The sequence below is a fragment of the Geodermatophilus siccatus genome (genome assembly GCF_900103785.1).
GTDB lineage: Bacteria > Actinomycetota > Actinomycetes > Mycobacteriales > Geodermatophilaceae > Geodermatophilus > Geodermatophilus siccatus.
On sequence record NZ_FNHE01000007.1, the window covers coordinates 85160 to 111269 of the forward strand.

Genomic DNA, 26110 nt, shown 5'->3' on the forward strand with positions numbered 1-26110 from the left:
CGGGGTGGGGCTCCGCGTGGGCCGACGCGGCACGTGGCCGCGGTGACGTCCGGAGGACGTCGGTGTAGGTGTGACGGGTGAACCCGTCACACCGGCCGGCGCTCCGCGTGTACGGGCGGCGCAGCGCCGACCCGCTCCTACACTCGGCCGGGTGGACACCGCCGTGACCGACCCCGTGGTCGGCCTCGTCCTCGAGGGGAGGTACCTGCTCGAGGAGCGCCTCGCCCGAGGCGGCATGTCCACCGTCTACGCCGCCACCGACCTCCGGCTGCACCGCACCGTCGCGGTCAAGGTCATGGCCGAGCACCTGGCGCACGACCCGACGTTCGTCGACCGGTTCACCCGCGAGGCGCGGGCCGCGGCGATGCTCAGCCACCCCAACGTCGTGTCGGTCAGCGACCAGGGCAGCGACCAGGGCCTGGTGTTCCTGGTGATGGAGCTGGTCCGCGGCCGCACGCTGCGCGACCTGCTGCAGGCCCGCGGCCGGCTCACCGTCGCCGAGGCCTTCGCCGTCCTGGAGCCGGTGCTCTCCGGGCTCACCGCCGCCCACCGCGCCGGGATCGTGCACCGCGACATCAAGCCCGAGAACGTGCTCATCGGCGCCGACGGCGTGGTGAAGGTCGCCGACTTCGGCCTGGCCCGCGCGCTCACCGGCACCGGGCAGACCAGCCACACCGGCGGCGTGCTCATCGGCACCGTCGCCTACCTCTCCCCCGAGCAGCTCGAGCGCGGCAAGGCCGACGCCCGCAGCGACGTCTACGCCGCCGGTGTCGTGCTCTACGAGATGCTCACCGGCCACCCGCCCTACGGGGGCGACACCCCGCTGGCCGTGGCCTACCAGCACGTGCACCACGACATGCCCCGGCCGTCGGAGGAGGTGCCGGGCCTGCCGTGGGAGGTCGACGAGCTGGTCGCGCGCACCACCCGCCGCGAGCCGGCCATCCGCCCGCTGGACGCCGGCGCGTTCCTCGCCGACCTCGAGGACGTGCGCACCGACCTGGCCATAGAGCGCGTCCCCGTCCCCACCGGGCGCGTCCCCGCCACCGCCGACACCCTGCGGCCGACCAACCGGCCCAGCCGCCCGACCCGGCACACCGGCGACCCGGCCGCTCCGCGTACCGAGGTGCTCGGCCCCGGTGGGACCCGGCCCGGGCGCGCCAGCGGCCGGACCTCGATGCTGCCCGGGGCCGGCACGGGCACCGACCCGGGTGCACGGCGGCCCGCGCCCCAGCGCGCCCGCCCCGGCGTGCCGCCGCACATCCGCCGCCGCCGCGCCCGGCTCGCCGTCGCCCTCGTGCTGCTCACCGCGATCACCATCGGCGCGGTCGGCTGGTGGCTGGGGTCCGGCCGGTGGACGACGGTGCCGCAGCTGGCCGGCAAGGAGCAGGCCGCGGCGATCGACCTGCTGCAGGAGGCCGGGCTGACCCCCGACTGCTGCGAGGAGCGGTTCAGCGAGGACGTCGCCGACGGCGTGGTCATCTCCGCCGAGCCCGAGGGCGGCGAGGCCATCCGGGGCACCGACGTCCGGCTGGTGGTCTCCAAGGGCCCGGAGCGGTTCGAGGCGTCCCCGGACCTGGTGGGCCAGCCGCTGGACGCGGTCCGCACCGCGCTCGAGAAGGTCCCGGTGGTCGTCCAAGAGGTGCAGGACTACGACAACGAGGTGCCGGTCGGCCACGTGACCGGCTTCGACCCGGAGGCCGGCACCGAGCTCAAGCGCGACCAGGAGCTGGTGGTCTACGTCAGCCGCGGGCACGAGCCGGTGACCGTGCCGGCCGTCGTCGGGCTCTCCCCCGACGAGGCGACGGCCAACCTGGAGACGCTCGGGTTCGCCGTGGAGCGCACCGAGGGCCGCAGCGCCGACGTCGACCCCGGCGAGGTCATGGCGGTCACCCCGGCCAGCGGCCAGCAGGCGCCCTACCGGAGCACGGTCACCCTGCAGGTGTCCGCGGGGCTGCCCCAGGTGCAGGTGCCCGACGTGGTCGGCCGCAGCCAGCAGGAGGCAGCCGCGCTCCTGCAGCAGGCCGGCCTGCAGGTGCAGGTCAGCCAGTTCTTCGGCGACCGGGTGATCCGGCAGAGCCCGGCCGCCGGGCAGACGGTCGACATCGGCACCCAGGTGACGATCCTGGTGACGTTCGAACGGGACTGAGGACGCTGCGTACTGCTGCGGGTGTGCCCCCCATCGGGGCGCACATCCAGATCAAGGGCGGGCTGGCCAAGGGCGGCCTGGCCTACACCGACGCCGTCGGCGCGCGGGCCGTGCAGGTCTTCGTCGGCAACCCGCGGGGCTGGAAGCTGACCGCGGGGGACCCGCGCCAGGACGCGCTGTTCACCGCGGGCTGCGCCGAGCGCGGGGTGCCCTCCTTCATCCACACGCCGTTCCTGGTCAACGTCGGCTCCCCCACCGAGGCGACCGTCGAGCAGTCGATCGCGACCATCGCGCACAACCTCGCCCGCGGCGTCCAGCTCGGCTGCCAGGGCGTCGTCGTCCACGCCGGGTCCGCCGTCGGTGAGGACCGCTACGAGGACGCGCTGCGCCAGCTGCACGAGCGGCTGCTGCCGGTGCTCGAGGCCGCGCCGGACGACGGCCCGCGGCTGCTGGTCGAGCCGACGGCCGGTGGCGGCAGGTCGCTGGCCGCCACCGTCGAGGACCTCGGCCCGTACTTCGCCGCGCTCGAGCACCACCCACTGCTCGGCGTCTGCTTCGACACCTGCCACGCCTGGGCGGCCGGCCACGAGCTGACCGCGCCCGGCGGCACGGCCGCGACCCTGGACGCGCTCGAGGCCGCCGTCGGCCCCGGCCGGCTGGGCCTGGTGCACGCCAACGACTCGCTCGACGAGTGCGGCTCCAAGCGGGACAGGCACACCACCATCGGCGCCGGCACGATCGGGGTGGCGCCGTTCGCGGAGCTGCTGGCCCACCCCTCGATGGCCGGCGTCCCGGTCGTCGTGGAGACGCCCAGCGAGCGGGACGGCGTGGCCTCGGCCGGGCACGCGGCCGACATCGCGCTGCTCAACGAGCTCGCGGTCCTCCGGACCGCACCGCGGCCAGGTGCCGTCCCCCTGGCGAGCTGAGCTGCTGCGTCCCGCCTGCGCGGACCCCTCCGGGGCCCACTTCGGCGCGACAGGTCCCCCGAGACGGGCATGGCGCGTCCGGGTGACACGCGGACATGACGCTGTGGGCCCGCGCGCTCACTTGCGGTAGTCCTCGCCGCACCGTTGGCTGCAGGGACCGCGGTCGCCCGGCCGCGGCGAAGCCGTCCGAGGAGCCGTCACTTGCCCACTCGCCGCACCCTGGCCGCCGGCCTCGTCGCCGCCCTCGCGACGGCCGGCCTCGGCGCCACCGCCGCCCCGGCCGCCGCCGCCCCGTCCGACGGTCCGCGCGCCACCTACGTCGTCACCGTCGACCGCTCGACGCTGCCCGTGCAGGCAGCCGAGCGGGCCCGCGGCCTCGGCGGGCAGGTCGACCACGTCTACACCACAGCACTGGCCGGCTTCGCCGTCACGCTCCCGGAGGCCGCCGCGAGCCGGCTGTCGGCCATCCCCGGGGTCGTCGCCGTCGAGCGGGACCAGGCCGTCACCACCGACGAGTCCCAGTCCGGCGCGACGTGGGGCCTGGACCGCACCGACCAGCGCGACCTGCCCCTCGACACCACCTACGGCTGGACCACGACCGGCGCGGGGGTCACCGCCTACGTCATCGACACCGGCATCGCCGCCGGCCACACCGAGTTCACCGGCCGCGTGGGCGCCGGCTTCGACGCGGTCGACGGCGGCGCGCCCGACGACTGCAACGGCCACGGCACGCACGTCGCGGGCACCGTCGGCGGGACGACGTACGGCGTCGCGAAGGGCGTGCGGCTGGTCGGCGTCCGCGTGCTCGGCTGCGACGGCAGCGGCACCACCGCCGGTGTGGTCGCCGGCATCGACTGGGTCACGGCCGACCACCAGGCCGGCGCACCCGCGGTCGCCAACATGAGCCTCGGCGGCGGGACCAGCACCGCCATCGACGCCGCGGTGCGCAACTCCATCGCCGACGGGGTGAGCTACGCGGTGGCGGCGGGCAACGGCAGCTCCGCCGGCGTGGCCCAGGACGCCTGCGCCTCCTCCCCCGCGCGGGTGCCGAACGCGCTCACCGTCGGCGCGACCGACCGCACCGACCAGGCGGCGTCGTTCAGCAACTACGGCTCCTGCGTCGACCTGTTCGCTCCCGGCGTCGGCATCACCAGCGCCTGGTACACGGGCAGCACCGCGACCAACACGATCAGCGGGACGTCGATGGCCACGCCGCACGTCGCGGGCGTCGCCGCGCTCGTGCTGTCGACCACGCCGTCCGCGCCGCCGGCCACGGTCGCCGCGACGGTCACCGCCGCCGCGACTCCCGGCCACGTCGTCCTGTCGCGGACGGCCACCCGGGCCGGGACCCCGAACCGGCTGCTGTACAGCTCCTACTGATCCACCCGGCGACGGTGTGCGCGGATGCGCGGCTCTCCGGTCCGGAGCCGCGCATCCGCGCACAGCGTCGGGTCAGCAGCGGCCGCCAGCGGCGACCGCCGGCCCTCAACGGTCGAGGATCCCGGCGAGCACGTCGCCAGCGCGCTCGACGGCGGCGCGGTCGACGCCCAGGTTGGTCACCAGCCGCAGCCGCCGGTCGCTGACCTGCGACACGAGCACCCCCTGCGCCTTGGCGGCCTCGGCCACGACCGGCGCGGGGACGTCGTCCAGCCGGACGATGTTGGTCTGCACCGTGGCCGGGTCGACGCCGAGGCGCTTGGCCAGCAACTGCGCGTGCTCGTGGTCCTCGGCCAGCCGATCGAGGTGGGCGTCCAGCGCGTACAGCCCCGCCGCGGCGAGCACCCCGGCCTGCCGCATCCCGCCACCGAGCCGCTTGCGCCACAGCCGGGCGGCGGCGATCCGCTCGGCCGAGGCGACGAGCACCGACCCGACCGGGGCGCCCAGCCCCTTGGACAGGCAGACCGAGGCGGTGTCGGCCAGCCCGCCGTAGGTGGCCAGGTCGACGCCGGAGGCCACGGAGGCGTTCCAGATTCGGGCCCCGTCGAGGTGCACGTCGACGCCGGCCTGCCGCGACCAGTCCCACAGCGCCTGCAGCTGCTCCAGCGGCTGCACCAGCCCGCCGCCGCGGTTGTGCGTGTTCTCCACGGCGATCGCCGCGGTCGCGGTGAGGTGCCAGTTGTCCCGCGGGCGCACCTGCTCGACGAGCTGCGCGGTGTCGAGCCGGCCGCCGTCCGACACGACCGTGCGGGTGGAGATGCCGAAGAGCACCGCCGCCGCACCCATCTCGTAGGTGACGATGTGCGCCTCGGCGTCGCAGAGCACCTCCTGGCCCGGCTCGCAGACCAGCCGCAGGCCGATCTGGTTGCCCATCGTCCCCGACGGCACGAACAGCCCGGCCTCGTGGCCGAACATCCCGGCCACCCGCTCCTCGAGCGCGTTGATCGCCGGGTCCTCGCCGTAGACGTCGTCCCCGACCTCGGCCTCGGCCATCGCCCGGCGCATGCCGGGCGTCGGCTTCGTGACCGTGTCGGAGCGCAGGTCGACCACGTCAGCCACGCAGCATCTCCGCGACCAGGAAGGCGAGCTCCAGCGACTGCCCGGTGTTCAGCCGCGGGTCGCAGGCGGTCTCGTAGCGGCTGTTGAGGTCCTCGTCGCTGATCTCCATGGCCCCGCCGAGGCACTCGGTGACGTCCTCACCGGTGAGCTCGACGTGGATGCCGCCGGGCCAGGTGCCCAGAGCCCGGTGGACGTCGAAGAAGCCGAGCACCTCGTCGACGACCCGGTCGAAGTGCCGGGTCTTGTAGCCGGTGGAGGACTCGTGCGTGTTGCCGTGCATCGGGTCGCACTGCCAGACGACCTGGTGGCCGCTGGCGGTCACCTTCTCCACGATCGCGGGCAGGACGTCGCGGATCTTGCCGTTGCCCATCCGGCTGATCAGGGTCAGCCGGCCCGGGATGCCCTCGGGGTCGAGCCGCTCGACGAGCTCGGTCGCCTGCTCGGGGGACGTCGTCGGGCCGATCTTGACGCCGATCGGGTTGGCGATCCGCGACATGAACTCCACGTGCGCGCCGTCGAGCTGGCGGGTGCGCTCCCCGATCCAGACGAAGTGCGCCGAGGCGGCGTAGGGCCGGCCCTCGTGCACCCGCAGCAGCGCCCGCTCGTAGTCGAGGATCAGCCCCTCGTGGCTGTTGTAGAGCTCCACGCCGCGCAGCGCGGTGTCGTCGACGCCGCAGGCCTTCATGAACGCCAGCGCCCGGTCGATCTCGCGGGCGATCACCTCGTAGCGCACGCCCGCCGGAGAGCTGGCGACGAAGTCCTTGTTCCAGTCGTGCACGGCGTGCAGGTCGGCCATGCCACCGCGGGCGTAGGCGCGGATCATGTTCATCGCGGCCGCGGAGTTGGCGTAGGCGCGCACCAGCCGGTTCGGGTCCGGGATGCGCTTCTCCAGCACCGGCTCCAGCGAGTTGACCATGTCGCCGCGGTAGGAGGGCAGGCCGAGGGCGTCGGTGTTCGACGAGCGGGGCTTGGCGTACTGCCCGGCCACCCGGCCCACCTTGACCACCGGCACGCTCGCGCCGTAGGTCAGGACGACGGCCATCTGCAGCAGCGTCCGCGTGGTGCTCTGCAGGTGCGCGTCGGTGTTGAGGTCGAAGGTCTCCGCGCAGTCACCGCCCTGGAGCAGGAACGCCCGGCCCTGCGCCACCTCGGCCAGCCGCGTGCGCAGCTCGTCGACCTCGCTGGGCGCCACGATGGGCGGCACGGAGGAGAGGGTGGCCAGGACGGTGTCCAGTGCGGCGCGGTCGGGCCACTCCGGCTGCTGGGCGGCGGGCAGCTCCCGCCACCGGTCCAGGTCGGGCAGCAGGGCAGCCGGGTCGGAGAGGGTCACGCCCTCAGAGGGTACCGGCGGCTCTGCCGCAGCCCTCGCCGCGAGCCTCGTGACGTCCTGGAACGGCCTCCCCGCAGGGTCCGCCGCGAGCCTGCGAGTGGCGGGGGGCAGGGAGGTCCTCCTTCAGCCGAAGAAGACCTCGACCTCCGCGTACCGGTCGACCGGGACCAGCTTCAGCTGCGCGGTGGCCTCGGCCAGGGGCACCCGCACGATGTCGGTGCCCCGCAGCGCCACCATCACCCCGGTCTCCCCGGCGTGCACCGCGTCGAGCGCGGCCAGGCCGAAGCGGGTGGCCAGCACCCGGTCGAACGGCGAGGGGGTGCCGCCGCGCTGGATGTGCCCCAGGACGACGGCGCGGGACTCCCGGCCGGTGCGCTCCTCGATCACCGAGGCCAGCGCGGTGCCGATCCCGCCGAGCCGGACGTGGCCGAACGCGTCCTTCTCGCCCGTGGCCGTCACCAGGTCGCCGTCCTTGGGCTTGGCGCCCTCGGAGACCACCACGATCGGGGAGTAGCCGGAGTCGAACCGGCGCTGGCAGTGCTCCACGACGGCGTCGACGTCGAAGGGCTGCTCGGGGATGAGGACGACGGTGGCGCCGCCGGCCATCCCGGCGTGCAGGGCGATCCACCCTGCGTGCCGGCCCATGACCTCGACCACGAGCGTGCGGTGGTGGCTGTCCCCGGTGGTGTGCAGCCGGTCGATGGCCTCGGTGGCCACGCCGAGCGCGGTGTCGAAGCCGAAGGTGTAGTCGGTGGCGTCGAGGTCGTTGTCGATGGTCTTGGGGACGCCGACCACCCGCACGCCGGCCTCGGCGAGCTTGGTGGCCACGCCGAGGGTGTCCTCGCCGCCGATCGGGATCAGCGCGTCGACACCGAGCCGCTCGAGCGTGGCGAGCACCCGGTCGGCGCCGCCCTCCAGCGCATAGGGGTTGGTGCGCGAGGTGCCCAGGACGGTGCCGCCGCGGGGCAGGATGCCCCGGACGGCGGCGAGGTCCATCGGCACGGTGTCGCCCTCGAGGACCCCACGCCAGCCGTCGCGGAAGCCGACCACCTCGTCGCCGCACCGGACGCCCTTGCGGACGATGGCGCGGATCACCGCGTTGAGGCCCGGGCAGTCGCCGCCGCCGGTCAGGATGCCGATGCGCATGGGGCCGTCCTCCGGGATGGTTCGGGGCGCTCACGGTCGTTGGCGGAGTGGTGCCGCTGGTCAGGGGGATGATCGTATGCCGAGGGTGATCGCCGTCACAGGGGCAACGGGCGTGCTCGGGGGACGTGTCGTCGAACGGCTCGCCGGCCGGGGGGACGTCGCCCTGCGGCTGGTGGTGCGCGATGCCGCCCGCGCCCCGCGCGTGCCCGGCGCCGGGGTGGCCGTCGTCCCGGGCGGCTACGCCGACGGGCCCGGCCTGACCGCCGCCCTCGCCGGGGTGCACACCCTCTACCTGGTGTCGGCCGCCGAGGCCGAGGACCGGCTGCAGCAGCACCGCACCGCCGTCGCCGCGGCGGCCGCGGCCGGCGTGCAGCGCGTCGTCTACACCTCCTTCCTCGGCGCCGCTCCGGACGCCGTCTTCACCCTCGCCCGCCAGCACGCCGCCACCGAGGAGGCCCTCGCCGCGACCGGCGTGCGCACCACGGTGCTGCGGCACGCCATGTACGCCGACTTCGTGCCGTTCTTCGCCGTCCTCGAGGACGGGCGGGCGGTGATCGCGGCGCCGGCCGACGACGGGCGGGCGTCCTTCGTGTCCCGCGACGACCTGGCCGACGTCGGGGCCGCCGTCCTGCTCGACGACTCCCCCGCCCTGGACGGCGCCGTGCTCGACGTGACCGGGCCGGAGGCGCTGTCGCTGGACGACGCGGCGGCCGTCCTGGCCGAGGTGACCGGCCGGCCCGCCGCCTACCGCCGCCAGACCGTCGAGGAGGCGTGGGCCACCCGGCGTCCGTCCGGGCACCCGGACTGGGAGGTCGAGGGCTGGGTCACCAGCTACCGGGCGATCGCCGCGGGCGAGATGTCCCGCGTCACCGACGTCGTCCCCACGCTGACCGGGCACCCGGCGCGGACGGTGGCCGAGCACCTGCGCGCTCACCCGGAGGACTGGGCCCACCTCCGCTCCTGAGCGCCTGACCTGCAGGGAAGGGGAACCGAGGGGTCCGTGACCCCTGGTTGCCCCATTCCGGTTCACAACCGGCCGGTTCCTGCCGATGTGCGACCCGGCGGCCGTCATCGGGCCGCCAGGACGAACGGGAGCGGCCCCTTGCGCTGGGACATCAGGACCAAGGTGGTGGCACTCGCGACCGCGTGCGTCGCGACCACCGGGATCACGGTGGGCGGGGTGAGCGCCTGGCAGAGCAGCGCCTTCGCCGACGAGGCCCGCGCCGACGTCGAGCAGCTCGTCGCCGACGACCTCACCCAGACCGCCAGCGGCGTCCACGACGTGGTGGCCACCCAGGGCGCCTCCACCGCGGCCAAGGTGGACTCCGACCTCGCCGTCGCCCAGCACGTCCTGGCGCAGGCCGGCGGTCTCCGGCTCGACCGCGGCACGGTGACCTGGCAGGCGAAGAACCAGTTCAGCGGCGAGGTGACGCCGGTCGAGCTGCCCCGCGCCTCGGTGGGCGGCACGTGGCTGGGCCAGAACGCCGACCCGGGCGTGCCGACGCCCGTGGTCGACCAGGTGCAGGCGCTCGTCGGTGGCACCGCCACGGTCTTCCAGCGCACCGGGCCGGCCGGCGACATGCTGCGCGTGGCCACCAACGTCGTCGGGACGACGGGCTCGCGGGCCATCGGCACCTACATCCCGGCGACCAATCCCGACGGCGCGCCCAACCCGGTGCTGGCCGCCGTCCTCGCCGGGCAGACATACCGCGGCAACGCCTTCGTCGTCGACTCCTGGTACGTCTCGGCCTACGCGCCGCTGTTCGACGGCGCCGGTCAGGTGATCGGCATGGTGTACGTCGGCCAGGAGCAGCAGAACCTGCCGGCGCTGCGGGAGAGCCTCGAGCAGACCACCGTCGGCGAGAACGGCCGGGTCGAGGTGTTCGGCGGCACCGGAGACCTGCGCGGCCAGGTGCTGGTCAGCCGGGGCGGGGTCCGCGACGGCGAGTCGCTGCTCGACGCCACGGACGCCCAGGGCACCCGGTGGGTGGAGCAGGTCGTCGACGCCGCGGTCGCCCTGCAGCCGGGCGAGCAGGCCACCGTCCGCTACGTCGACGCCGAGACCGGCCCGCACACCGTGCGCGTCTCCTACTACCAGCCGTGGAACTGGGTGATCGCGACGATCGCCCGCGACAGCGACTTCGCCGGCCCGGTGGAGCACCTGGAGTCCGGCCGCTCCTCGATGCTCACCGGCGTCGTCGGCGCCGTCCTGCTGATCGCCGCTGCCGGGGGCGCGCTGGCCTGGCTGGTCGGCCGCCGGCTGACCGGCCCGCTGGAGCGGCTGCGGGCGCGGATGGCCGAGATCGCCGACGGGGAGGGCGACCTGACCCAGCGGATGGACGAGTCCGGCCGGGACGAGGTCGGCGACCTGTCGCGGGCGTTCAACCGCTTCGTCGAGAAGGTCTCCGCGACCATCCGCGACGTGGGCGCGTGCGCGCGCACGCTGGCCGCCTCGGCCGGCACGGTCGCCACGGTCGCCGAGGGCCTCGGCGACCGGGCCGCCCGCAGCCGGGACCAGGCCCGCACCGCCCAGCAGGCCGCCGGCGACATCAGCGCGGGGGTGACCTCCGCGGCAGCCGGGGCCGAGCAGATGGGCGCCTCGATCGCCGAGATCGCCCGCAGCGCCAGCGAGGCCGCGCGGGTGGGCCGCAGCGCCGCCGACCTCGCCCGGCAGACCGAGAGCACGGTGGCCGCCCTGGGTGCGAGCTCGGCCGAGATCGGGGACGTCGTCAAGGTGATCGCCGCGGTGGCCGAGCAGACCAACCTGCTGGCCCTCAACGCGACCATCGAGGCCGCGCGGGCCGGCGAGGCGGGCAAGGGCTTCGCCGTCGTCGCGAACGAGGTCAAGGAGCTGGCGCAGGAGGCGTCCCGGGCCAGCGAGGAGATCACCCAGCGGGTGCAGGGCATCCAGGCCGACACGTCGGCGGCGGTGGGGTCCATCGGGCGGATCGCCGAGGTCGTGCGGGACATGAACGACCACCAGACCACGATCGCCAGCGCGGTCGAGGAGCAGACGGCGGTCACCGACGAGCTGACCCGCAACGTCGGCGCCGCCGCCGACGGGGCGACCGCGTTCACCGGCACGCTCACCGCCGTCAGCGAGGACGCCGAGCGCAGCGCCGAGGACGTGGACTCCGCCCGCACCGCGGCCCGTGGGCTCGACCGGCTCTCGCAGGAGCTGACCCGGCTGCTGGGGGTCTTCACCGTCTGAGGGAGGACCCCGTCCCCCCACCCTTGGCGAGCTCGGGATGGGGCCCGGGACGGGGCCATCGACGACGCCCCCTCCGGCCCACGCCGAGGGGGCGTCGTCGCGGCGCGGGGCGGGCGGCGGGCTTCTGCGCGGGCCCGTCCGGTGCGACGCTCGGGACGTCGCACGGGGCCGCGTCCGGAGGGGAGACGCCCATGACCGTCCCGGCCACGCCGTTCAGCGACCCTGCGGTCCTCGCCGATCCGTACCCGGTGCTCGCCGCCCTCCGGGAGAGCGGCCCGGTCCACCGGCTGGACGGGCGACTGGGCGTGCCCGTGTGGGTGGTCACCCGCTACGCGGACGTCCTCGCGGCGCTGTCGGAGCCGCGGCTGAGCAACGACCCGCAGCAGGCCGTCGACCTGGAGGAGGCCCTGCGCGGCGACTTCCTCAGCCGCAGCATGATCGGCGCGGACCCGCCGGAGCACACCCGCCTGCGCCGGCTGGTGTCCAAGGCGTTCACCGCCCGCCGGGTCGAGGGGCTGCGGCCGCGGGTGCAGGCGATCACCGACACGCTGCTCGACCGGGTGAGCCCACGCGGCCACGCCGAGCTGGTCGGTGAGTTCGCCCTCCCGCTGCCCATCACGGTGATCGGGGAGCTGCTCGGCGTCCCCGAGGCCGACCGGGACCGCTTCCGGACCTGGACCGACGACATGCTCGACCGGCCGTTCGACGCCCGCACCGACCTGGCCGTCGTCGTCGCCGCCCGCGAGCGGATGCACGGCTACCTGAGCGAGCTGGTGGACGCCAAGCGGCGGGACCCGGCCGACGACCTGCTGACCGACCTCGTCGCGGCGAGCGACGAGGGCGAGCGCCTCGACGAGCAGGAACTCCTCGCGATGACCTTCCTGCTGCTCGTCGCCGGGTACGTGACCACGGTCAGCCTCATCGGCAACGGCACGCTGGCGCTGCTGCGCGCCCCCGACCAGCTCGACCGGCTGCGCGCCGACCCGTCCCTGGTGCCCCGGGCGGTCGAGGAGCTGCTGCGCTTCGACGGGCCGGTCAACCCCGGGCTCAGCCGCTTCGCCCTCGAGGACCTGGAGCTCGGCGGGGCGCGGATCCGCCGGGGGGACGTGGTGCTGCTCGCGATCGCGGCGGCCAATCGGGACCCCGACCGCTTCCCCGACCCCGACCGGCTGGACGTCGGATCCGCCGATCCCGGCCACCTGGCCTTCGGGCACGGGATCCACTACTGCCTGGGCGCACCCCTGGCCCGCCTGGAGGGGCAGGTGGCCTTCGCCGCGCTGCTGGAGCGGCTGCCGGACCTGGCCCTGGCCACGGCCGAGGACCAGCTGCGGTGGACCGGTGGCGGGGTGCTGCGCGGTCTGCGCGAGCTCCCGGTCACCTTCACCCCCACGCCGGCGCGGACCGGCTGAGCCCGACGGCGCCCGGGCTCAGCGGCGGGCGCCCTCCATCGCCTGCCAGCGGGCGAGGTTGTAGCGGGCGTCGACGAGGGCGTCGTGGGTGCCGCTGGGCCGGGGCGGCAGCGGCGGCTGCCCGAGGTCGTCCCAGCGCTGGCGCAGCTCGCGGGTGAACCGCGGGATCGGCCGCGGCAGCGCCGGCATCGCCCCCCACAGCTGGCACAGCGCGACGTGGTCGTAGGCGGCGAACCAGGCCCACAGCTCGATCTCCTCACCCGGGCCGGTGAGGAAGGCCAGCAGCTCGTCGCGGATGCGCCGGCGGCTGCGCCACGCCCGGTCCGACGGCGGCGGCAGCTGGTCGAGCACGTTGCGCCGCACCCAGGGGATCGCCCGGCGCTCGTCGAACTCGGTGCTGACCGCGTAGAACTCCCGCCCCGTCTCGTCCACGACGCCGATGGAGACGAGGTCGATGGTCGTGCCGTCCTCGATGAACTCGGTGTCGTAGAAGAAGCGCCGCACGCCCCCACGGTAGTGAGAGGGCCCTCCTGCCCCCGGTGACGTGCTGGCACGGCCACCTCCCAGGGCCCTCCGCCCGCGCCTGCGAGGCGGGGAGCAAGGACCCCGTGTCCCCACCGCTCGCAAGTTGGCGGCGGGGCCCTGCACGGGGCCGGGTCCTTCCTCAGCCGGCCAGGGACTCCGGCGCCCGGTCGGCGGCCTCGTCGACGGGCGGCTGCAGCCGGCTGACGACCTCGGACGCGCTGGCCCCGGTGGCGTCCATCGACTTCTTCACCCGGGCGCCGTAGACGTCGACGTACTCCTGCTCCGACAGCGTCATGATCTCGTACATGATCTCGTCGGTGACCGAGCGCTCGACGAAGCGGTCGCCGGCCAGGCCCTCGTAGCGGGAGAAGTCCAGCGGCACCCCGAAGCGCACGCGCACCTTCGGGAGGTTCCAGCCGACCAGCGGCAACCGGCGCTCGCCGTAGACCATGGCCACCGGCACCACCGGCACCCCGGTCTCCAGCGTCATCCGGGCCACGCCGGTCTTGCCGCGGAAGAGCCGGCCGTCGGGCGAGCGGGTGCCCTCGGGGTAGATGCCCAGCAGCTTGCCCTGCCGCAGGATCCGCAGCCCGGTCTGGATCGCGTCCTCCGCCGCCGAGGCGCTCGTCCGGTCGATCGGCACCTGGCCGGCGCCGGTGAAGAAGGCCCGCTGCAGGAACCCCTTCACGCCGCTGCCGGTGAAGTACTCGTTCTTGGCGAGGAAGGTGACCCGGCGGCGCAGTGACAGCGGCATGAAGATCCAGTCGGCCGCCGACAGGTGGTTGCTCGCGAGGACAGCCGCCCCGCTGCGGGGCACGTTGTCGACGCCCTCCACCTGTGGCCGGAACGCCAGCTTCACGACCGGGCCGATGGCCACGTACTTGAGGAACCAGTAGAACAACACGCCTCCCTCTGGGGCTGCCAGACTATTGATCCCGGAGGCGGAAGGACAATGCCAGCCCCACAGCCCCCGTTCCCACCGGCTCGCTCGCCGGCTGACGAGGAGGACCCGTGCCCCAGCCCGCCCCGATGACCGCCGCCCCCGCGTCCGCCTCCCCCGGCCGGGGACGCGCGTGAGCGCCCGGGGGCGCGGCCGCCGGGACAACGGCCTGGACGCCGCCCTGTGGACCCCGCTGCGTGACGTCGACCCACGGGTCGGCGAGCACCTGCTCGACGTGCTCCGCGAGGCCGGGGTGGCCGCCTACCTGGAGCCCTCGGCCGACGTCGAGCCCTACACCCGCACCGTCTCGCTGCCCAGCCCGCCCAGCGACCGGCTCTTCGTCGACCGGTCCCGCAGCCGCGAGGCCCGCGCCCTGGTCGACGAGCACGCCGACGACCACGTGGCCGAGCGCACCCGGGCCCGGCAGTCCGCGCGGCGCGACGTCGACGAGGACGCCGAGTGGGCGCGCATCGTCGCCGCCTTCGAGGCCGAGCACGGCCGCACCGTCGTCGACGAGGACCCCTGCGACGCCCCGCCGCCGGCCCCGGCCGAGCCGTCGGTGCTCGACCGGCCGGAGGAGCATTACGAGCCGCCGCCGCCCCCACCGGTGCCCGCCCCCGCCCCGGCCTCGCTGTACGCGGTGCTGCTGATCGCCGCCGGCGCCGTCCTCGTGGTGGCCCCGCGGGTGATCGGCCTGTCCGCCGACCTCGGCCTGGTGCTCGGCGTGGCCGCCGTCGCCGGCGGGGTCGGGGTGCTGCTGTCGCGGATGCGGGAGCGGAGCACCGACGACGGCGACGACGGCGCGGTCGTCTAGGCCTGCCCGTCGGTGACGGCGCGGCGGACGAGGTCCGCCGCGCCCACCATCCCCGCCTCCGCGCCGAGCCGGGCGGCGACCACCCGCGGGCCGGGGCGGAACCCGCGGCCGGGCAGCGCCCGCTCCAGCCGCTCGCGCGCCGGGCCGAGCACCATCTCGCCGAGCACGCTGACCCCGCCGCCGATGACGACGACCTCGGGGTCGAGGACGGCGGAGAGGTCGGCGATCCCCTGCCCCAGCCAGGACCCGACCTCGGCCAGCAGTTCCCGGGCCAGCGGGTCGCCGTCGGCGGCGGCGGTCGCGACGTGCTCCCCGGTCAGCCTGTCGGGGTCGCCGTCCACCCGCTCGAGCAGCAGCGCCGCCGCGGCCGGTGAGCTGCGGGCCACCTCGCGCGCGGTCTGGCCCAGCGCCGTGCCGCTGGCGTACTGCTCCCAGCAGCCGCGGTTGCCGCATGCGCACAGCCGCCCGTCGGGGACGACGCGCATGTGGCCCCACTCCCCCGCGACGCCGTGCGAGCCGCGCTGCAGCCGGCCGCCCATGACGATGCCGCCGCCGATGCCCGTGCCCAGGGTGATCATCAGCGCGAGGTCCGCTCCCCGGGCGGCGCCGTAGCGGTACTCGGCCCAGGCCGCGGCGTCGGCGTCGTTGCCCACCCACATCGGCCGCTGCAGCCGGGCGGCGAGGTCCTTGCGCAGCGTCGAGTGCCGCCAGGCCAGGTGCGGGCTGAACAGCACGGTGTCGCCCGTGCGGTCGAACCAGCCCGCGGCCCCCACCCCGACGCCGACCAGCGGGCCGTCGTGCCCGCGGGCGAGCACGTCGACGACGGCGGCGATGGCGTCCTCGGTCTCCTGCACCGACGCACCCGGGGTCGCCCGCCGCGCGGTCGCCAGCACCGTGCCGTCGGGGGCGACGACGCCACCGGCCACCTTGGTGCCGCCGATGTCGATGCCCAGGGCGGGCAGGTCGGCGGCGTCGGTCGCGGTGGGGGGGTGCACGGTCACTCAGCCGATCTCGATGTGCTGGACCGGCGGGGCGGGCGGCGCGGGCTCCTCCGCCTCGGCCTCCGGCGCGGGGGCGGACGCCCGCTCGGAGGCGGTGCGCAGGGCCGCCGCGGCGGCGGTCAGGACGTCGGCCAGCGCGTCGGTCACCTCGGGGCGCTCGCCGCGCACCACGGCGGCGACCTGGCACACCGGGCACCAGCGGCAGTCGGAGGGGTGGGCGTCGCCGCCGTCCCCCTCGCGGAGGGCGGCCCCCAGGGTCTGGCCCAGCCCGGTCACCAGCCGGCGGGCCTGCTCGACCCAGTCGGGTGCGTCGTTCACGGCGTGCTCCCCTCGGCGGCCAGCAGGTCGGCCGGCCACAGCTGCGGATCGGGTGTGAAGGTGACCTCGAGTCGCGCCCGGGCGGTGCCGGCGTCGGCGAGGGTGCCGCCGGTGACGACGCAGCGGCGCAGCAACGAGTCCAGCCGGACCGAGCGGCGGGCGCCGGCCGCGGTCACGACCAGGTCGTCCTGCCAGCGGGTCAGGTCCAGGCCGGCGCGCTCGGCCCAGGGCAGCGGCAGCACCAGGCGGCGGACGCCGTCGGCCCGGGCGACCGACGGGGTCAGGGCGGCGGCCGGCGCGGCGCCGTCCCCCGGGGGCAGGAGGGCGGTCAGGGCCGCGACGTCCCCCGGCTCCTGCGCCGACTCCGCCACCCGCCGCAGCGGGGCGAGCTCGGCGAGGGCGGTGAGCGCGGCGTCCTGCTCGGCGGCGCGCCGCGCCCACCACTCCCCCGGCCCACCGTCGGGCAGCACCCGGGCGAGGACGGCGGCCGGCTGCTGGCCGTGCAGCGCCAGCGCGGTCGCCGCCCGGCGCAGCGCCGGGACGGCTCTGGCCCGGGGCACGGCGACCAGCCGCACCTCGGTGCACGCCGGGTCGTCCAGGGACAGCCGGCCCAGCGCCGCCTCCAGGGGCGGCACCGCGTCGAGGACGGCGTCGACCGGCCCGCGGGGCGCCGCACCGGAGCGCACCGCCGCCGTCCGGACCGCGCCGAGCACGCGCAGCCGGGTCGGCAGCGCCTGGTCCAGCCACCAGCGCAGCGCACCGGGCAGGCCGACCAGCGCGGTGCCCGACTCCACCGGGCCCGCGTCGACGACCACCGTGTCGGCCTCGTCGCCGGCGCAGGCGCGGGCCAGCCGGGCGAGCAGGGCCAGCTCCGCGGACCCCGGCAGGGGCACCACCGAGGTGGGCGGGGGCGGCGTCAGGCCCGGGACGGCGTCCAGCGCGTCCCCCGCCGACGTCCACAGCGACTCGGCCGCCGCCAGCGGCGAGACCGGGGCGACGGTCAGCCCGGGGACGTCGTCGAGCCCGGCCGGGCGCGGGCCGGGCCGGGCGAGCAGCAGGGTGCGGGTGCCGTCGGCGGCGGCGCGGACGGCGGTGGCCGCCGCGAGGGTCGAGGTACCGGCCCCACCGGGGCCGGTGAGGAGGAGCGTGCGCACCGGCCGCCTAACCCTCCACGCGCTTCTTCAGCTCCTTGAGGGCCGTGTCGAGGATGACCTTCTCGGCCTTGCGCTTGATCATCCCCAGCATCGGGATGGAGAGGTCGATCGCGATGGCGTAGGTGACGTCGGTGGTGCCCGGCGCGCTCTCGCTGAGGGTGTAGGAGCCCTCCTGCCGCTTCTGCATCTGGCCCTGCACGAGGTGCCAGGACACCTGCCGGTCGTCGTCCCAGCTGTACTCGAGGACGTAGTCGTCCTTCACCGCGCCGGCGTCGAGGACGAAGTGCACGCGGCGGGCCCGGCCGTCCGGCCCGGTCTCCAGGACGTCGACCTGCTTGGCCGCGGCGACCCACTCCGGGTACGACGGGAAGTCGGCGATGACGGCCATGACGTCGGCCGGCGGGGCCGCGACCGTGATCGACTGGGTGGACTGGTCGGCCATGCGGAGCAGGCTAACCGCTCGGCCCCACCCGGGCGGGGTGCCCCGGCAACTCTCCCTACTCCCGGGTAAGGAGCACCGACTAGATTCGCCCGCGACGGCCCGCGCCCCGGGTCCGGGCGACGGCGCCCGGCCGGGCGGGGCAGGAGAGGACGAGGCGTGCGCGAGTTCAGCGTCCCCGCGACCACCGAGGTCGGCCCGGACGAGGCCCTGACCGACATGCTGGTCGAGAACGTCACCCGGCACGGCGACGAGGTCGGCCTGCGGCGCCGGGTCGACGGCCGGTGGGTCGACGTGACGTGGCGGCAGTTCGGGGAGGAGGTCCGCGGCGTCGCCAAGGGCCTGGTCGCCGCGGGTGTCGCTGCCGGGGACCGGGTCGCCCTCCAGGCCAGGACGCGCTACGAGTGGACGGTCCTCGACTACGCGATCTGGACCGCCGGCGGCGTCGTCGTCCCGGTCTACGAGACCTCCAGCGCCGACCAGGTCGCCTGGATCCTGTCCGACTCCGGCGCCACCGCGGCCGTCGTGGAGCGCGACGAGCACGCGGCGGCCGTCGAGTCGGTCCGCGACCAGGCACCCGACCTCAAGGCCGTGTACGTCATCGACGACGACGCGATCGGCACCCTCACCGTCGCCGGCCAGGACGTGCCCGACAGCGAGCTCGACGCCCGCCGGGCGACGCTGAGCGCCGACAGCCTGGCCACGCTGATCTACACCAGCGGCACCACCGGCCGCCCCAAGGGCTGCGAGCTGACGCACCGCAACTTCCTCTTCGAGATCGGCAACGGCATCACGCTGCTCGACCGGTACATCAACGCGCAGAGCTCGCTGCTGCTGTTCATCCCGCTGGCGCACGTGCTCGCCAGGGTCCTGCAGATCGGCGCGATCAGGAACCGCACGGTCATCGGCCACACCGCGGACGTGAAGAACCTGGTCGAGGACCTCGGCGAGTTCAAGCCGACCTTCGTGCTCGCCGTCCCCCGGGTGTTCGAGAAGGTCTACAACTCCGCCAAGGCCAAGGCGGAGGGCGACGGCAAGGGCAAGGTCTTCGACCGGGCCGCGCGGGTGGCCATCGACTGGTCCCGCGCGCAGGACACCGGCGGTCCGGGCCTCGCCCTGCGCGCCCAGCACGCGCTGTTCGACCGGCTGGTCTACGGCAAGCTGCGCGCGGCGCTCGGCGGCCGCTGCCTGGGCGCCATCTCCGGCGGCGCCCCGCTGGGCGAGCGGCTGGGCCACTTCTTCCGCGGCATCGGCGTCCCCGTCTTCGAGGGCTACGGCCTCACCGAGACCACCGCCGCCGCCTCGGTCAACCACGACGACGCGCTGCGCATCGGCACCGTCGGCCGGCCGCTGCCCGGCGTCGCGTTCGCCACCGCCGACGACGGCGAGATCCTCATCCGCGGCGGCATCGTGATGCGCGGCTACTGGGAGAACGCCCGGGCCACCGAGGAGGCCATCGACGCCGACGGCTGGTTCCACACCGGTGACCTCGGCGAGATCGACGCCGACGGCTTCGTGCGGATCACCGGGCGCAAGAAGGAGATCCTGGTGACCGCGGGCGGCAAGAACGTCGCCCCCGCCGTCCTCGAGGACCGGCTGCGCGCCCACCGCCTGGTCAGCCAGTGCATCGTCGTCGGCGACCAGCGGCCCTTCATCGGCGCGCTCGTCACCCTCGACGAGGAGGCGTTGCCGCAGTGGCTGGCGGCCAAGGGCAAGGACGCCGGTCTCACCGCCGCCCAGCTCACCGAGGACCCCGACGTGCTCGCCGAGCTCGCCGCGGCGGTCGAGGACGCCAACAAGGCGGTGTCCCACGCCGAGGCCATCAAGAGGTTCCGCGTGCTCGGCACCGACTTCACCGAGGACAACGGGATGCTCACGCCGAGCCTGAAGCTCAAGCGCTCCGTGGTGCTCAAGGAGTTCGACGACGAGGTGGAGGGCCTCTACCAGGAGGACTCCTCGCCCCGTCCCTCGCACGCTTAGGAGAGCCGTCAGCCGTCGGGGTGGAGCAGGGCGGCGAAGGTGCCGGCGATCGTCGTCCACGACCACCGCTGCTCCACCCACGCCCGGCCGGCCGTGCCCATCCGGCGGGCGCGCTGCGGGTCGTCGAGCAGGCCGGTGAGGACGGCGGCCACGGCCTCCGGCGAGCGCGGGTCGCCCACCACGTGCCCGGTGACGCCCTCCCGCACCGTCTCCGGCGCGCCGCCGGAGGTGCCGGCCACCACGGGCCGGCCGCAGGCAGCGGCCTCGAGGTAGACCATGCCCAGGCCCTCGACGTCCAGCCCGCCGCGGCGGGTGCGGCAGGGCATGGCGAAGACGTCGCCCGCCGCGTAGTGCTCGGGCAACTGCTCCGGTGGCACCGGCCCGGTGAGGACGACGGAGCGCTCCAGCCCGCGCGCGGCGACCTCCCGGCGTAGGCGGTCCTCCAGCGGGCCGCCGCCGACGAGCAGCAGCCGCGCGTCGGGGTGCCGCGCGAGCACCCGCGGCCACGCCGCGACCAGCACGTCCTGGCCCTTGCGCGGCACCAGCCGGGAGACGCAGGCGACGACGGGTGCGCCGCCCAGCCCGTGGCGCGCCCGCACCGCCGCCCCGTCGGCGTCCGGGGTGAAGCGGTCGACGTCCACCCCGGGCGAGAGCTGCGCCATCCGGGTGACCCCGCCCAGCGCCGGTGCCAGCCGGTCGCGCGTGTAGTCGCTGATGTAGGTCAGCACGTCGAGCCCGGTGGCGATCCGCCGCATCAGCTGCCGCGCGCCGGGCAGCGCCACCCAGCCGGTCTCGTGGCCGTGCGTGGCGCCCACCAGGTGGCGCACCCCGGCGTCCCGCAGCGCCGGGGCGAGCAGCCCCAGCGGGGCCGCGGCGCCGAAGAAGGCGGTGTCGCAGCCGTGCCTGCGGGCCAGCCCGGCCGCCCCGCGGGCCACCCCGGGCGTGGGCAGCAGCATGCCGGTCGGGTGGCGGACCACCTCGTAGGGCAGCGCGGCGTCGTGGGCCTGCCAGCCGGGCGACCGGGAGGCGAGCACGACCAGTGACCCCGGCGGGCGGCGGGCCAGCAGGGCGGCGACGAAGGTCTGGATGCCCCCCTGGCGCGGCGGGAAGTCGTTGGTGACGACCAGCGTCCTCACCCGGCGTCCTCCAGCCGCTGCCAGTCCTCCGCGAAGGCGATCCGCTGCGCGCCGGTCGGGTGCGAACCGAAGAACCACTGCCAGGCCGCGGGCGGGTCCGGGTCGCTGAGGTTGGTGGCGGCCAGCTCGCGCTGCATCGCGGTGAACGCCCCGGCGTCCCCGGTGAGGTCGAGCGCGCGCAGGTCGGCGCGCGCCTCCACCTGCCGCGACACCAGGTTCTGCACCGGCGTGCTCAGCAGCCCACCCACGGCCAGCAGGAGCAGCACAAGGGGGACGACGGCCGGGTCTGCCGGCGACTGCGCGCCCGCGCGGCGCAGCAACGGCGTCCAGGACAGCAGCCACCCCGACAGCGCCACCGCGGCCGCTGTCCCCAGCGCCCCGACCAGGGTGCCGGTGAGCACGTCGCCGTGGACGACGTGGCCCAGCTCGTGCGCCGCGATCGACTCGACCTCCTCGTCGGACAGGTGCTCGAGCGTCGTGTCGTAGAGGACGATGCGGCGGGTCGACCCGAAGCCGGAGACGTAGGCGTTGAGCGCCGTGGTCCGCCGGGAGGCGTCGGAGACGAGCACGTCCTGCACCGGGGTGCCGTTCTGCTCCGCCAGGTTCAGCAGCTCGGTGCGCAGCTCCCCGGGGGGAAGCGGCTCGAAGCGGTTGAACGCCGGCTCGATGACCAGCGGGTAGAGGAACGACCCGACGACGACGAAGCCGGCCGCCACCGCCGCGGCCCACGCCCACCAGGTGCGCGGCGCCCGCCGGACCAGCCAGAGGAAGGCCGCCAGCGCGAGGGCGGTGAGGACGGCGCTGATGGCGGTCGAGACCGCGAGGTCGCGCAGCCACAGCCCCCAGCTGCGGATCGAGATGCCGTACCGGTGGCGGACCACCTCGGCGTACGCCGACACCGGGAGCACGACCAGCCGGCCGAGGACCACCACGGCCGTCGTGCCCAGCAGCACCTGGGCGACCCGCCCTCCGCCGACCGGTCGCGCCACGGCCCGCACCAGCCGCGCCCCCAGCGGGGTCAGCCCCAGGACGGCGGAGACGGCCAGGCCGAGCAGCAACGAGGTCAGCGAGGCCGGCCGCAGCGCCCCGGCGAAGGCCTCGGTCCGGGTCGACAGGTCCGGGGGCAGGACCGCCGCCGGGTCGACGGGCGTCCGCCCACCCGGCGGCTCGGGCAGCAGCGTCCACGGCGGGACCGTCACGAGGACGACGACGAGCGCGGCACCGAGCACGCCCGCGACCAGGAGCGCGGCCCGGCGGGAGCTCCTCCCGCCCGCCTCGCCCACCCGGCCGATCCTAGGTCGGGCCGGGCGGCGGCCGGGACGGCACCCGGCCGGGGTGCACCGGTCGTGAGGTCCGGCCGGCCTCGTCCTGGGTCCGCCCCCGAGCCCTGGCGGCCTCCTTGCAGGGTCCCGCCGCGAGCCTGCGAGTGGCGGGGGGCAAGGGGGTCCTCCCAGGGGAGGACGGGGTCCTTCAGGCGATGCGGCGCATCGCGCTGATCCCGCCCATGGAGTCGACGCTCACGACCTTCACCGGCTGGCCCGAGATCGAGGCGTGCACCATCTGGCCGTTGCCGATGTACATGGCCACGTGGCTGACCGGGCTGTAGTAGAAGATCAGGTCGCCGGGCCGCAGCTCGGACCGGGACACCGCGGAGCCCATCGTCGCCTGCATCCGCGAGGAGTGCGGCAGGCTGGTGCCGGCCGCGGCGTACGCGTACTGGGTCAGCCCCGAGCAGTCGAAGGCGTCCGGCCCGCCGGCGCCCCACACGTACGGGTCCCCGACCTGCGCCAGAGCGGTGTCGACGGCGGCCTGCGCGGCGCCGGTGGCCGCGGCGGCCGGCGCGGCGGGGACCGGCCGGCCGGCGTGCGCGGCCACGACCTCCTGCTGCTGCGGTGCCGACAGCGCGTCGTACTGCGCCTGGTAGTCGGCGATGTCCGCCTCGAGCCGGGCCTGGCGGGCGGTGACGTCGTCGAGCGTGCGTCGAGCGGCGGTCTGCGCGGCGTCGGCGTCGGCGTGGGCCCGCTCGGCCTCAGCCGCGGACGCGGCGACCTCGCCGAGCACGTCGTCGGTGTGGCCGGCGATGGCGTCGAGGGTGGCCAGCTGCGACACGAACTCCTCGGCCGACCGGCTGGTCATCAGCAGGTCCAGCTCGCGCATGCCGTCGCCGGAGGTGAAGGCGGTGCGGGCGACCTGGCGGATCCGACCGTCGAGCGCGTCGAGCTGCGACCGGGCCTCGGCGACCGCCTGGTCGGCGCTCCGGACGGCGGCCTGCTGCTGCGCCAGCGTCTCGCGGGCCTCGTTGACCTGCTCGGTGACGACCTCGAGCTCGTGCGCGGCCCGGGCGACCAGCTGGGCGGCCTGCGCGGCGCTCGTGGCGTCCTCCGGGTCCGCGACGGCGGTGCCCGGCAGCAGTGTCAGGGCGAGGGCGGCGGTGGCTCCCAGGACCAGTCCACGGGCGATGCCGCGCGACGGGGTGGGGCGGCGGAACGCGACCGGGAGGTCGGGGTGGAACTGATCGACGGCATGCCCCAGGGCAGGGCGGGGGGTCGCCACGGGCGGCGGCTCTCCGTTCTTCCTCAGCGACCGCCTACCGAGTTAGCTGACGGGTTCGGGCTGGGAAGAAGGCGCCCTATCTCTGCGCCCCGGCGGGACGGCGCGCGGGAGAACTCACCCCGGTGCTGCGGTGGGTCCCCGGTTCCCCCTCGGCGCCGGTGCGGCACGTCGGGCGATTCGGCGGTGAGCGGCCGGGGTCACCCTCGTGCAGGTGACGACCACCCGGCCGGACCGGCTCACCGTACGGGGGTTGGCGAAGAAGTGACGAAGGGGGGTGCCCGGGACTGTGAGATCGGTGTTCCTCCTGGCCGGCGACACGCCGTCCGTCGCGCCCCGCTCGCGCGGACGCCGGAGCACCCCGCTCACCCGGTGCGCCGCTGCGACCCCTGACCGCCGCCCCGCCGCTGCGGCGCGGCCCGTCGTGCCGGGGCCGGGCGGGCCGAGTGCTGGTGGCGCAGCGGCGGCACCAGACCGGCGTCGGCCAGCACCTGGACGGCGCGCCGCTCGACCTCGTCGAACTCCACGACCACCCCCGGTGGCAGCACGACGACGTCCTCGGCGGACAGCCGGTCCTCGCGCCGCCCGGTCATCGGCACGACCGTCGGGTCGGCGCCCTGCCAGCCCGGTGGCGCCCCCAGCAGCACGGTGACGACGCAGTCGCCGCAGCCGGTACCGCGGGCGGTGCAGGTGTCGCAGTCGATGTACACGGTCCACTCCTCTGCTCGCCGACCCTCGTCGCGGGAGCCGTCCGTGGCCCCGGTCGATCCGGGCAGGACGCTAGGAGCGGACACCGACAGTTCCGTGCGACCGCGCCCCGGCGGGCGGACCGCGAGGCGTTGCACCACCCGATCGTGTCGGATCGTCCCCCGGGAGACGCAGGACCCTGGGCAGCGGAGCCTCCGCGACCTAGGGTCCGTCCCGCTGCGCGGGCTCGGTCGCGAGGGGGGACACCGATGACAGCGTCTCGGCCCGGAACGGCCGTCCGGCGGGTGGCCGGGTGCTGCACGTGACCGGCTTCGGCCCCTACGTCCTGCACGACCTGCTCGGCCGCGGCGGCATGGGCGAGGTGTACCGCGCCTACGACCGCGAGCAGGCCCGCTGGGTCGCGCTCAAGCTGCTGCCGGCCGGCGTGGCCGCCGACCAGGGGTACGTCGAACGCTTCAAGCGGGAGTCCTACGCCGCCGCGCAGCTCAACGACCCGCACGTCATCCCGATCCACCGGTACGGCGAGATCGAGGGCCGGCTCTACATCGACATGCGCCTGGTCGAGGGCATCGACCTCGCCGGGCTGATCGCCCAGGAGGGGCCGCTGCCCCCGGCACGGGTCGTGCGGATCGTCGAGCAGGCCGCCCGGGCCCTCGACGCCGCGCACGCCCGGGCGCTGGTCCACCGCGATGTCAAGCCGTCCAACCTCCTGGTCGCGGCACAGGACTTCGTCTACCTCGTGGACTTCGGGATCGCCCAGGTCGGCGGCACGGGGGCGGCCCCGCCGCTGACCGCGGACGGGTCGACGGTCGGCACCTTCGACTACATGGCCCCCGAACGGCTGCGGGGCAGGGAGGTGGACGGCCGCGCCGACGTCTACTCCCTCGCCTGTGTCCTCTACGAAGCGCTGACCGGGCAGCGCCCGTTCCCCGTCGACGGCGTGCCCGCTCTCATGCACGCCCACACGAGCTCGCCGCCGCCGCGGGTCACCGCCCTGCGCCCGGACCTCTCCCCCGGCTGGGACGTCGTGGTCGCCCGCGGGATGGCCAAGGACCCCGGCGAGCGCTACCCGACCTGCGGCGCGCTGGTCGGGGACGCGATCGGCGTCCTGCAGGGCGTCGTCCCGGGACACGCACCGGTCACGGTCGTCCCACCCGCTCCCCCGACCCACGTCCCCGGGCCGGCCGTCGCGCCGCCGACCCACGTGCCGCCCGCCGTCCCCGCGTCCGGCTGGCCGCCGGCCGCCACGCAGCCGCCCCCGCGGCGCTCGCGCGGGGTGGCCGGGTGGCTGGTCGCGGCCGTGGCCCTCGTCGTGGTGGCCGTCCTCACGGGGGTGCTGCTCGGGCAGAGCGCGTCCGGCGACGACGCCCCCACCGGGGACGACGCGGCCGCGGGTGCCACTCCGCCGGCGGCCGAGGCCGTCGCGCCGTCGCCCGCACAGGAGTCCACCCCCGGGCCGGGTCCGGGACGCGCGTCGGCGCCGACGACGGGGCCCGGGTCCACACCCGCCCCCGACCCGCAGCAGGCAGAGGGCGACCTGGGCCTCGCCACGACGATCTCCAGCCCCGAGTGCGACAGCAGCTGGGTGGTCTTCCTGGGCTCGGCGGTCGACCCCGACACCTATCCGGAGGACGTCGCCGTGCTCCTCGCCGAACACCCCGGCGCCGAGTACCTGCTGACCGAGGACAGCTGCGCGTCGCTCCGGCAGGAGCTGGACGGCAACCGCATCTACAGCGTGTACGAGGGCCCCTACCCCGACCGGGCGACCGCCTGCGCCGCGCGGGCCCGCGTGGGCGGCGACGCGTACGTCAAGCGCCTGGACGACACGACCCCGCCCGAGCAGCTGTGGACCTGCTGACCGGCCCGGCGCACGGAGCCGCC

Annotated in this window: 22 protein-coding genes and 1 riboswitch; of the genes, 9 read left to right on the forward strand and 13 right to left on the reverse strand. The window is 75.8% G+C overall.

Translation table 11 applies throughout. The annotated features are described in order from the left end of the window. The first annotated feature begins 151 nt into the window (after positions 1-151). From pknB to BLS21_RS14180, 3 genes are all read left to right on the forward strand, one after another. Positions 152-2146: a Stk1 family PASTA domain-containing Ser/Thr kinase gene (pknB, locus tag BLS21_RS14170; RefSeq protein ID WP_175479571.1), complete on the forward strand. Its 1995-nt coding sequence runs from the start codon at positions 152-154 to the stop codon at positions 2144-2146. A gap of 23 nt (positions 2147-2169) precedes the next feature. Then, entirely contained in the window at positions 2170-3072 is a 903-nt protein-coding gene (locus BLS21_RS14175; protein ID WP_091219414.1) for a deoxyribonuclease IV, read from the forward strand. A 201-nt stretch (positions 3073-3273) separates the two neighbouring features. Next, positions 3274-4452 carry a S8 family peptidase gene (locus BLS21_RS14180; protein WP_091219417.1) on the forward strand — a complete coding sequence of 393 codons (1179 nt, stop codon included), beginning with the start codon at positions 3274-3276 and terminating at the stop codon, positions 4450-4452. Between the two features lie 105 nt (positions 4453-4557). Here the strand turns inward: BLS21_RS14180 and BLS21_RS14185 are convergent, their stop codons facing one another. The 3 genes from BLS21_RS14185 to BLS21_RS14195 all read right to left on the reverse strand — a co-directional run bounded on the left by BLS21_RS14185 (position 4558) and on the right by BLS21_RS14195 (position 8044). Further along, positions 4558-5568, reverse strand: coding sequence for a threonine aldolase family protein (locus BLS21_RS14185; protein ID WP_217636133.1), 1011 nt, complete (start codon positions 5566-5568; stop codon positions 4558-4560). Continuing rightward, positions 5561-6898, reverse strand: coding sequence for a class II 3-deoxy-7-phosphoheptulonate synthase (locus tag BLS21_RS14190; protein ID WP_091219420.1), 1338 nt, complete (start codon positions 6896-6898; stop codon positions 5561-5563). Before BLS21_RS14190 ends, BLS21_RS14185 begins: the two co-directional genes overlap by 8 nt. A gap of 123 nt (positions 6899-7021) precedes the next feature. After that, entirely contained in the window at positions 7022-8044 is a 1023-nt protein-coding gene (locus BLS21_RS14195; RefSeq protein ID WP_091219423.1) for a 6-phosphofructokinase, read from the reverse strand. Between the two features lie 76 nt (positions 8045-8120). Here BLS21_RS14195 and BLS21_RS14200 point away from each other — a divergent pair, with 76 nt between their 5' ends. The 3 genes from BLS21_RS14200 (at position 8121) to BLS21_RS14210 (ending at position 12664) form a co-directional block, all read left to right on the forward strand. Beyond that, positions 8121-9008, forward strand: coding sequence for an NmrA family NAD(P)-binding protein (locus BLS21_RS14200; RefSeq protein ID WP_091219426.1), 888 nt, complete (start codon positions 8121-8123; stop codon positions 9006-9008). Between the two features lie 165 nt (positions 9009-9173). Beyond that, the gene (locus BLS21_RS14205) at positions 9174-11255 is read left to right on the forward strand and encodes a methyl-accepting chemotaxis protein (protein WP_245700420.1); all 2082 of its coding nucleotides are present in this window, start codon (positions 9174-9176) and stop codon (positions 11253-11255) included. A gap of 191 nt (positions 11256-11446) precedes the next feature. Next, a complete protein-coding gene (locus BLS21_RS14210) occupies positions 11447-12664 on the forward strand; it encodes a cytochrome P450 family protein (RefSeq protein WP_091219434.1) in 1218 nt (405 codons plus the stop codon). 18 nt (positions 12665-12682) lie between these two features. Here the strand turns inward: BLS21_RS14210 and BLS21_RS14215 are convergent, their stop codons facing one another. After that, entirely contained in the window at positions 12683-13168 is a 486-nt protein-coding gene (locus tag BLS21_RS14215) for a polyadenylate-specific 3'-exoribonuclease AS (protein WP_091219437.1), read from the reverse strand. Between the two features lie 160 nt (positions 13169-13328). Further along, on the reverse strand, positions 13329-14093 hold the full coding sequence (locus tag BLS21_RS14220) for a lysophospholipid acyltransferase family protein (protein ID WP_245700421.1): 765 nt from the start codon (positions 14091-14093) through the stop codon (positions 13329-13331). A gap of 169 nt (positions 14094-14262) precedes the next feature. Between BLS21_RS14220 and BLS21_RS14225 the strand changes: the two genes are divergently transcribed. Then, positions 14263-14943, forward strand: coding sequence for a hypothetical protein (locus BLS21_RS14225; protein WP_091219440.1), 681 nt, complete (start codon positions 14263-14265; stop codon positions 14941-14943). Here BLS21_RS14225 and BLS21_RS14230 read toward each other — a convergent pair. Genes BLS21_RS14230 through BLS21_RS14245 form a run of 4 tightly spaced genes read right to left on the reverse strand, consistent with a single transcriptional unit; the run spans position 14940 to position 17858 of the window. Then, positions 14940-15944 (reverse strand): ROK family glucokinase, encoded by a 1005-nt coding sequence (locus tag BLS21_RS14230; protein WP_091219445.1) that lies wholly within the window; start codon positions 15942-15944, stop codon positions 14940-14942. The two genes, BLS21_RS14225 and BLS21_RS14230, sit on opposite strands and share 4 nt — an antisense overlap. Then, positions 15945-16262, reverse strand: a complete 318-nt coding sequence (locus tag BLS21_RS14235) for a hypothetical protein (protein WP_091219448.1) — start codon at positions 16260-16262, stop codon at positions 15945-15947. Continuing rightward, positions 16259-17416 (reverse strand): ArsA family ATPase, encoded by a 1158-nt coding sequence (locus tag BLS21_RS14240; protein WP_091219450.1) that lies wholly within the window; start codon positions 17414-17416, stop codon positions 16259-16261. Before BLS21_RS14240 ends, BLS21_RS14235 begins: the two co-directional genes overlap by 4 nt. 7 nt (positions 17417-17423) lie before the next feature. Then, the gene (locus BLS21_RS14245; RefSeq protein WP_091219453.1) at positions 17424-17858 is read right to left on the reverse strand and encodes an SRPBCC family protein; all 435 of its coding nucleotides are present in this window, start codon (positions 17856-17858) and stop codon (positions 17424-17426) included. A 156-nt stretch (positions 17859-18014) separates the two neighbouring features. Here BLS21_RS14245 and BLS21_RS14250 point away from each other — a divergent pair, with 156 nt between their 5' ends. Beyond that, on the forward strand, positions 18015-19835 hold the full coding sequence (locus BLS21_RS14250) for an AMP-dependent synthetase/ligase (protein ID WP_091219456.1): 1821 nt from the start codon (positions 18015-18017) through the stop codon (positions 19833-19835). An 8-nt stretch (positions 19836-19843) separates the two neighbouring features. Here BLS21_RS14250 and BLS21_RS14255 read toward each other — a convergent pair whose 3' ends face one another. From BLS21_RS14255 to BLS21_RS14270, 4 genes are all read right to left on the reverse strand, one after another. Continuing rightward, positions 19844-20971 carry a glycosyltransferase family 4 protein gene (locus BLS21_RS14255; protein ID WP_091219459.1) on the reverse strand — a complete coding sequence of 376 codons (1128 nt, stop codon included), beginning with the start codon at positions 20969-20971 and terminating at the stop codon, positions 19844-19846. Beyond that, positions 20968-22254 carry a M48 family metallopeptidase gene (locus BLS21_RS14260; protein WP_091219461.1) on the reverse strand — a complete coding sequence of 429 codons (1287 nt, stop codon included), beginning with the start codon at positions 22252-22254 and terminating at the stop codon, positions 20968-20970. Before BLS21_RS14260 ends, BLS21_RS14255 begins: the two co-directional genes overlap by 4 nt. 187 nt (positions 22255-22441) lie before the next feature. After that, positions 22442-23524, reverse strand: a complete 1083-nt coding sequence (locus tag BLS21_RS14265; RefSeq protein ID WP_091219464.1) for a C40 family peptidase — start codon at positions 23522-23524, stop codon at positions 22442-22444. A gap of 16 nt (positions 23525-23540) precedes the next feature. After that, a riboswitch (cyclic di-AMP (ydaO/yuaA leader) is annotated at positions 23541-23695 on the reverse strand. A gap of 191 nt (positions 23696-23886) precedes the next feature. After that, on the reverse strand, positions 23887-24231 hold the full coding sequence (locus BLS21_RS14270) for a hypothetical protein (RefSeq protein WP_091219467.1): 345 nt from the start codon (positions 24229-24231) through the stop codon (positions 23887-23889). A gap of 290 nt (positions 24232-24521) precedes the next feature. On the opposite strand from BLS21_RS14270, the gene BLS21_RS14275 reads away from it, so the two are divergent. Further along, a complete protein-coding gene (locus BLS21_RS14275) occupies positions 24522-26087 on the forward strand; it encodes a serine/threonine-protein kinase (RefSeq protein ID WP_091219471.1) in 1566 nt (521 codons plus the stop codon). Positions 26088-26110 lie beyond the last annotated feature (23 nt).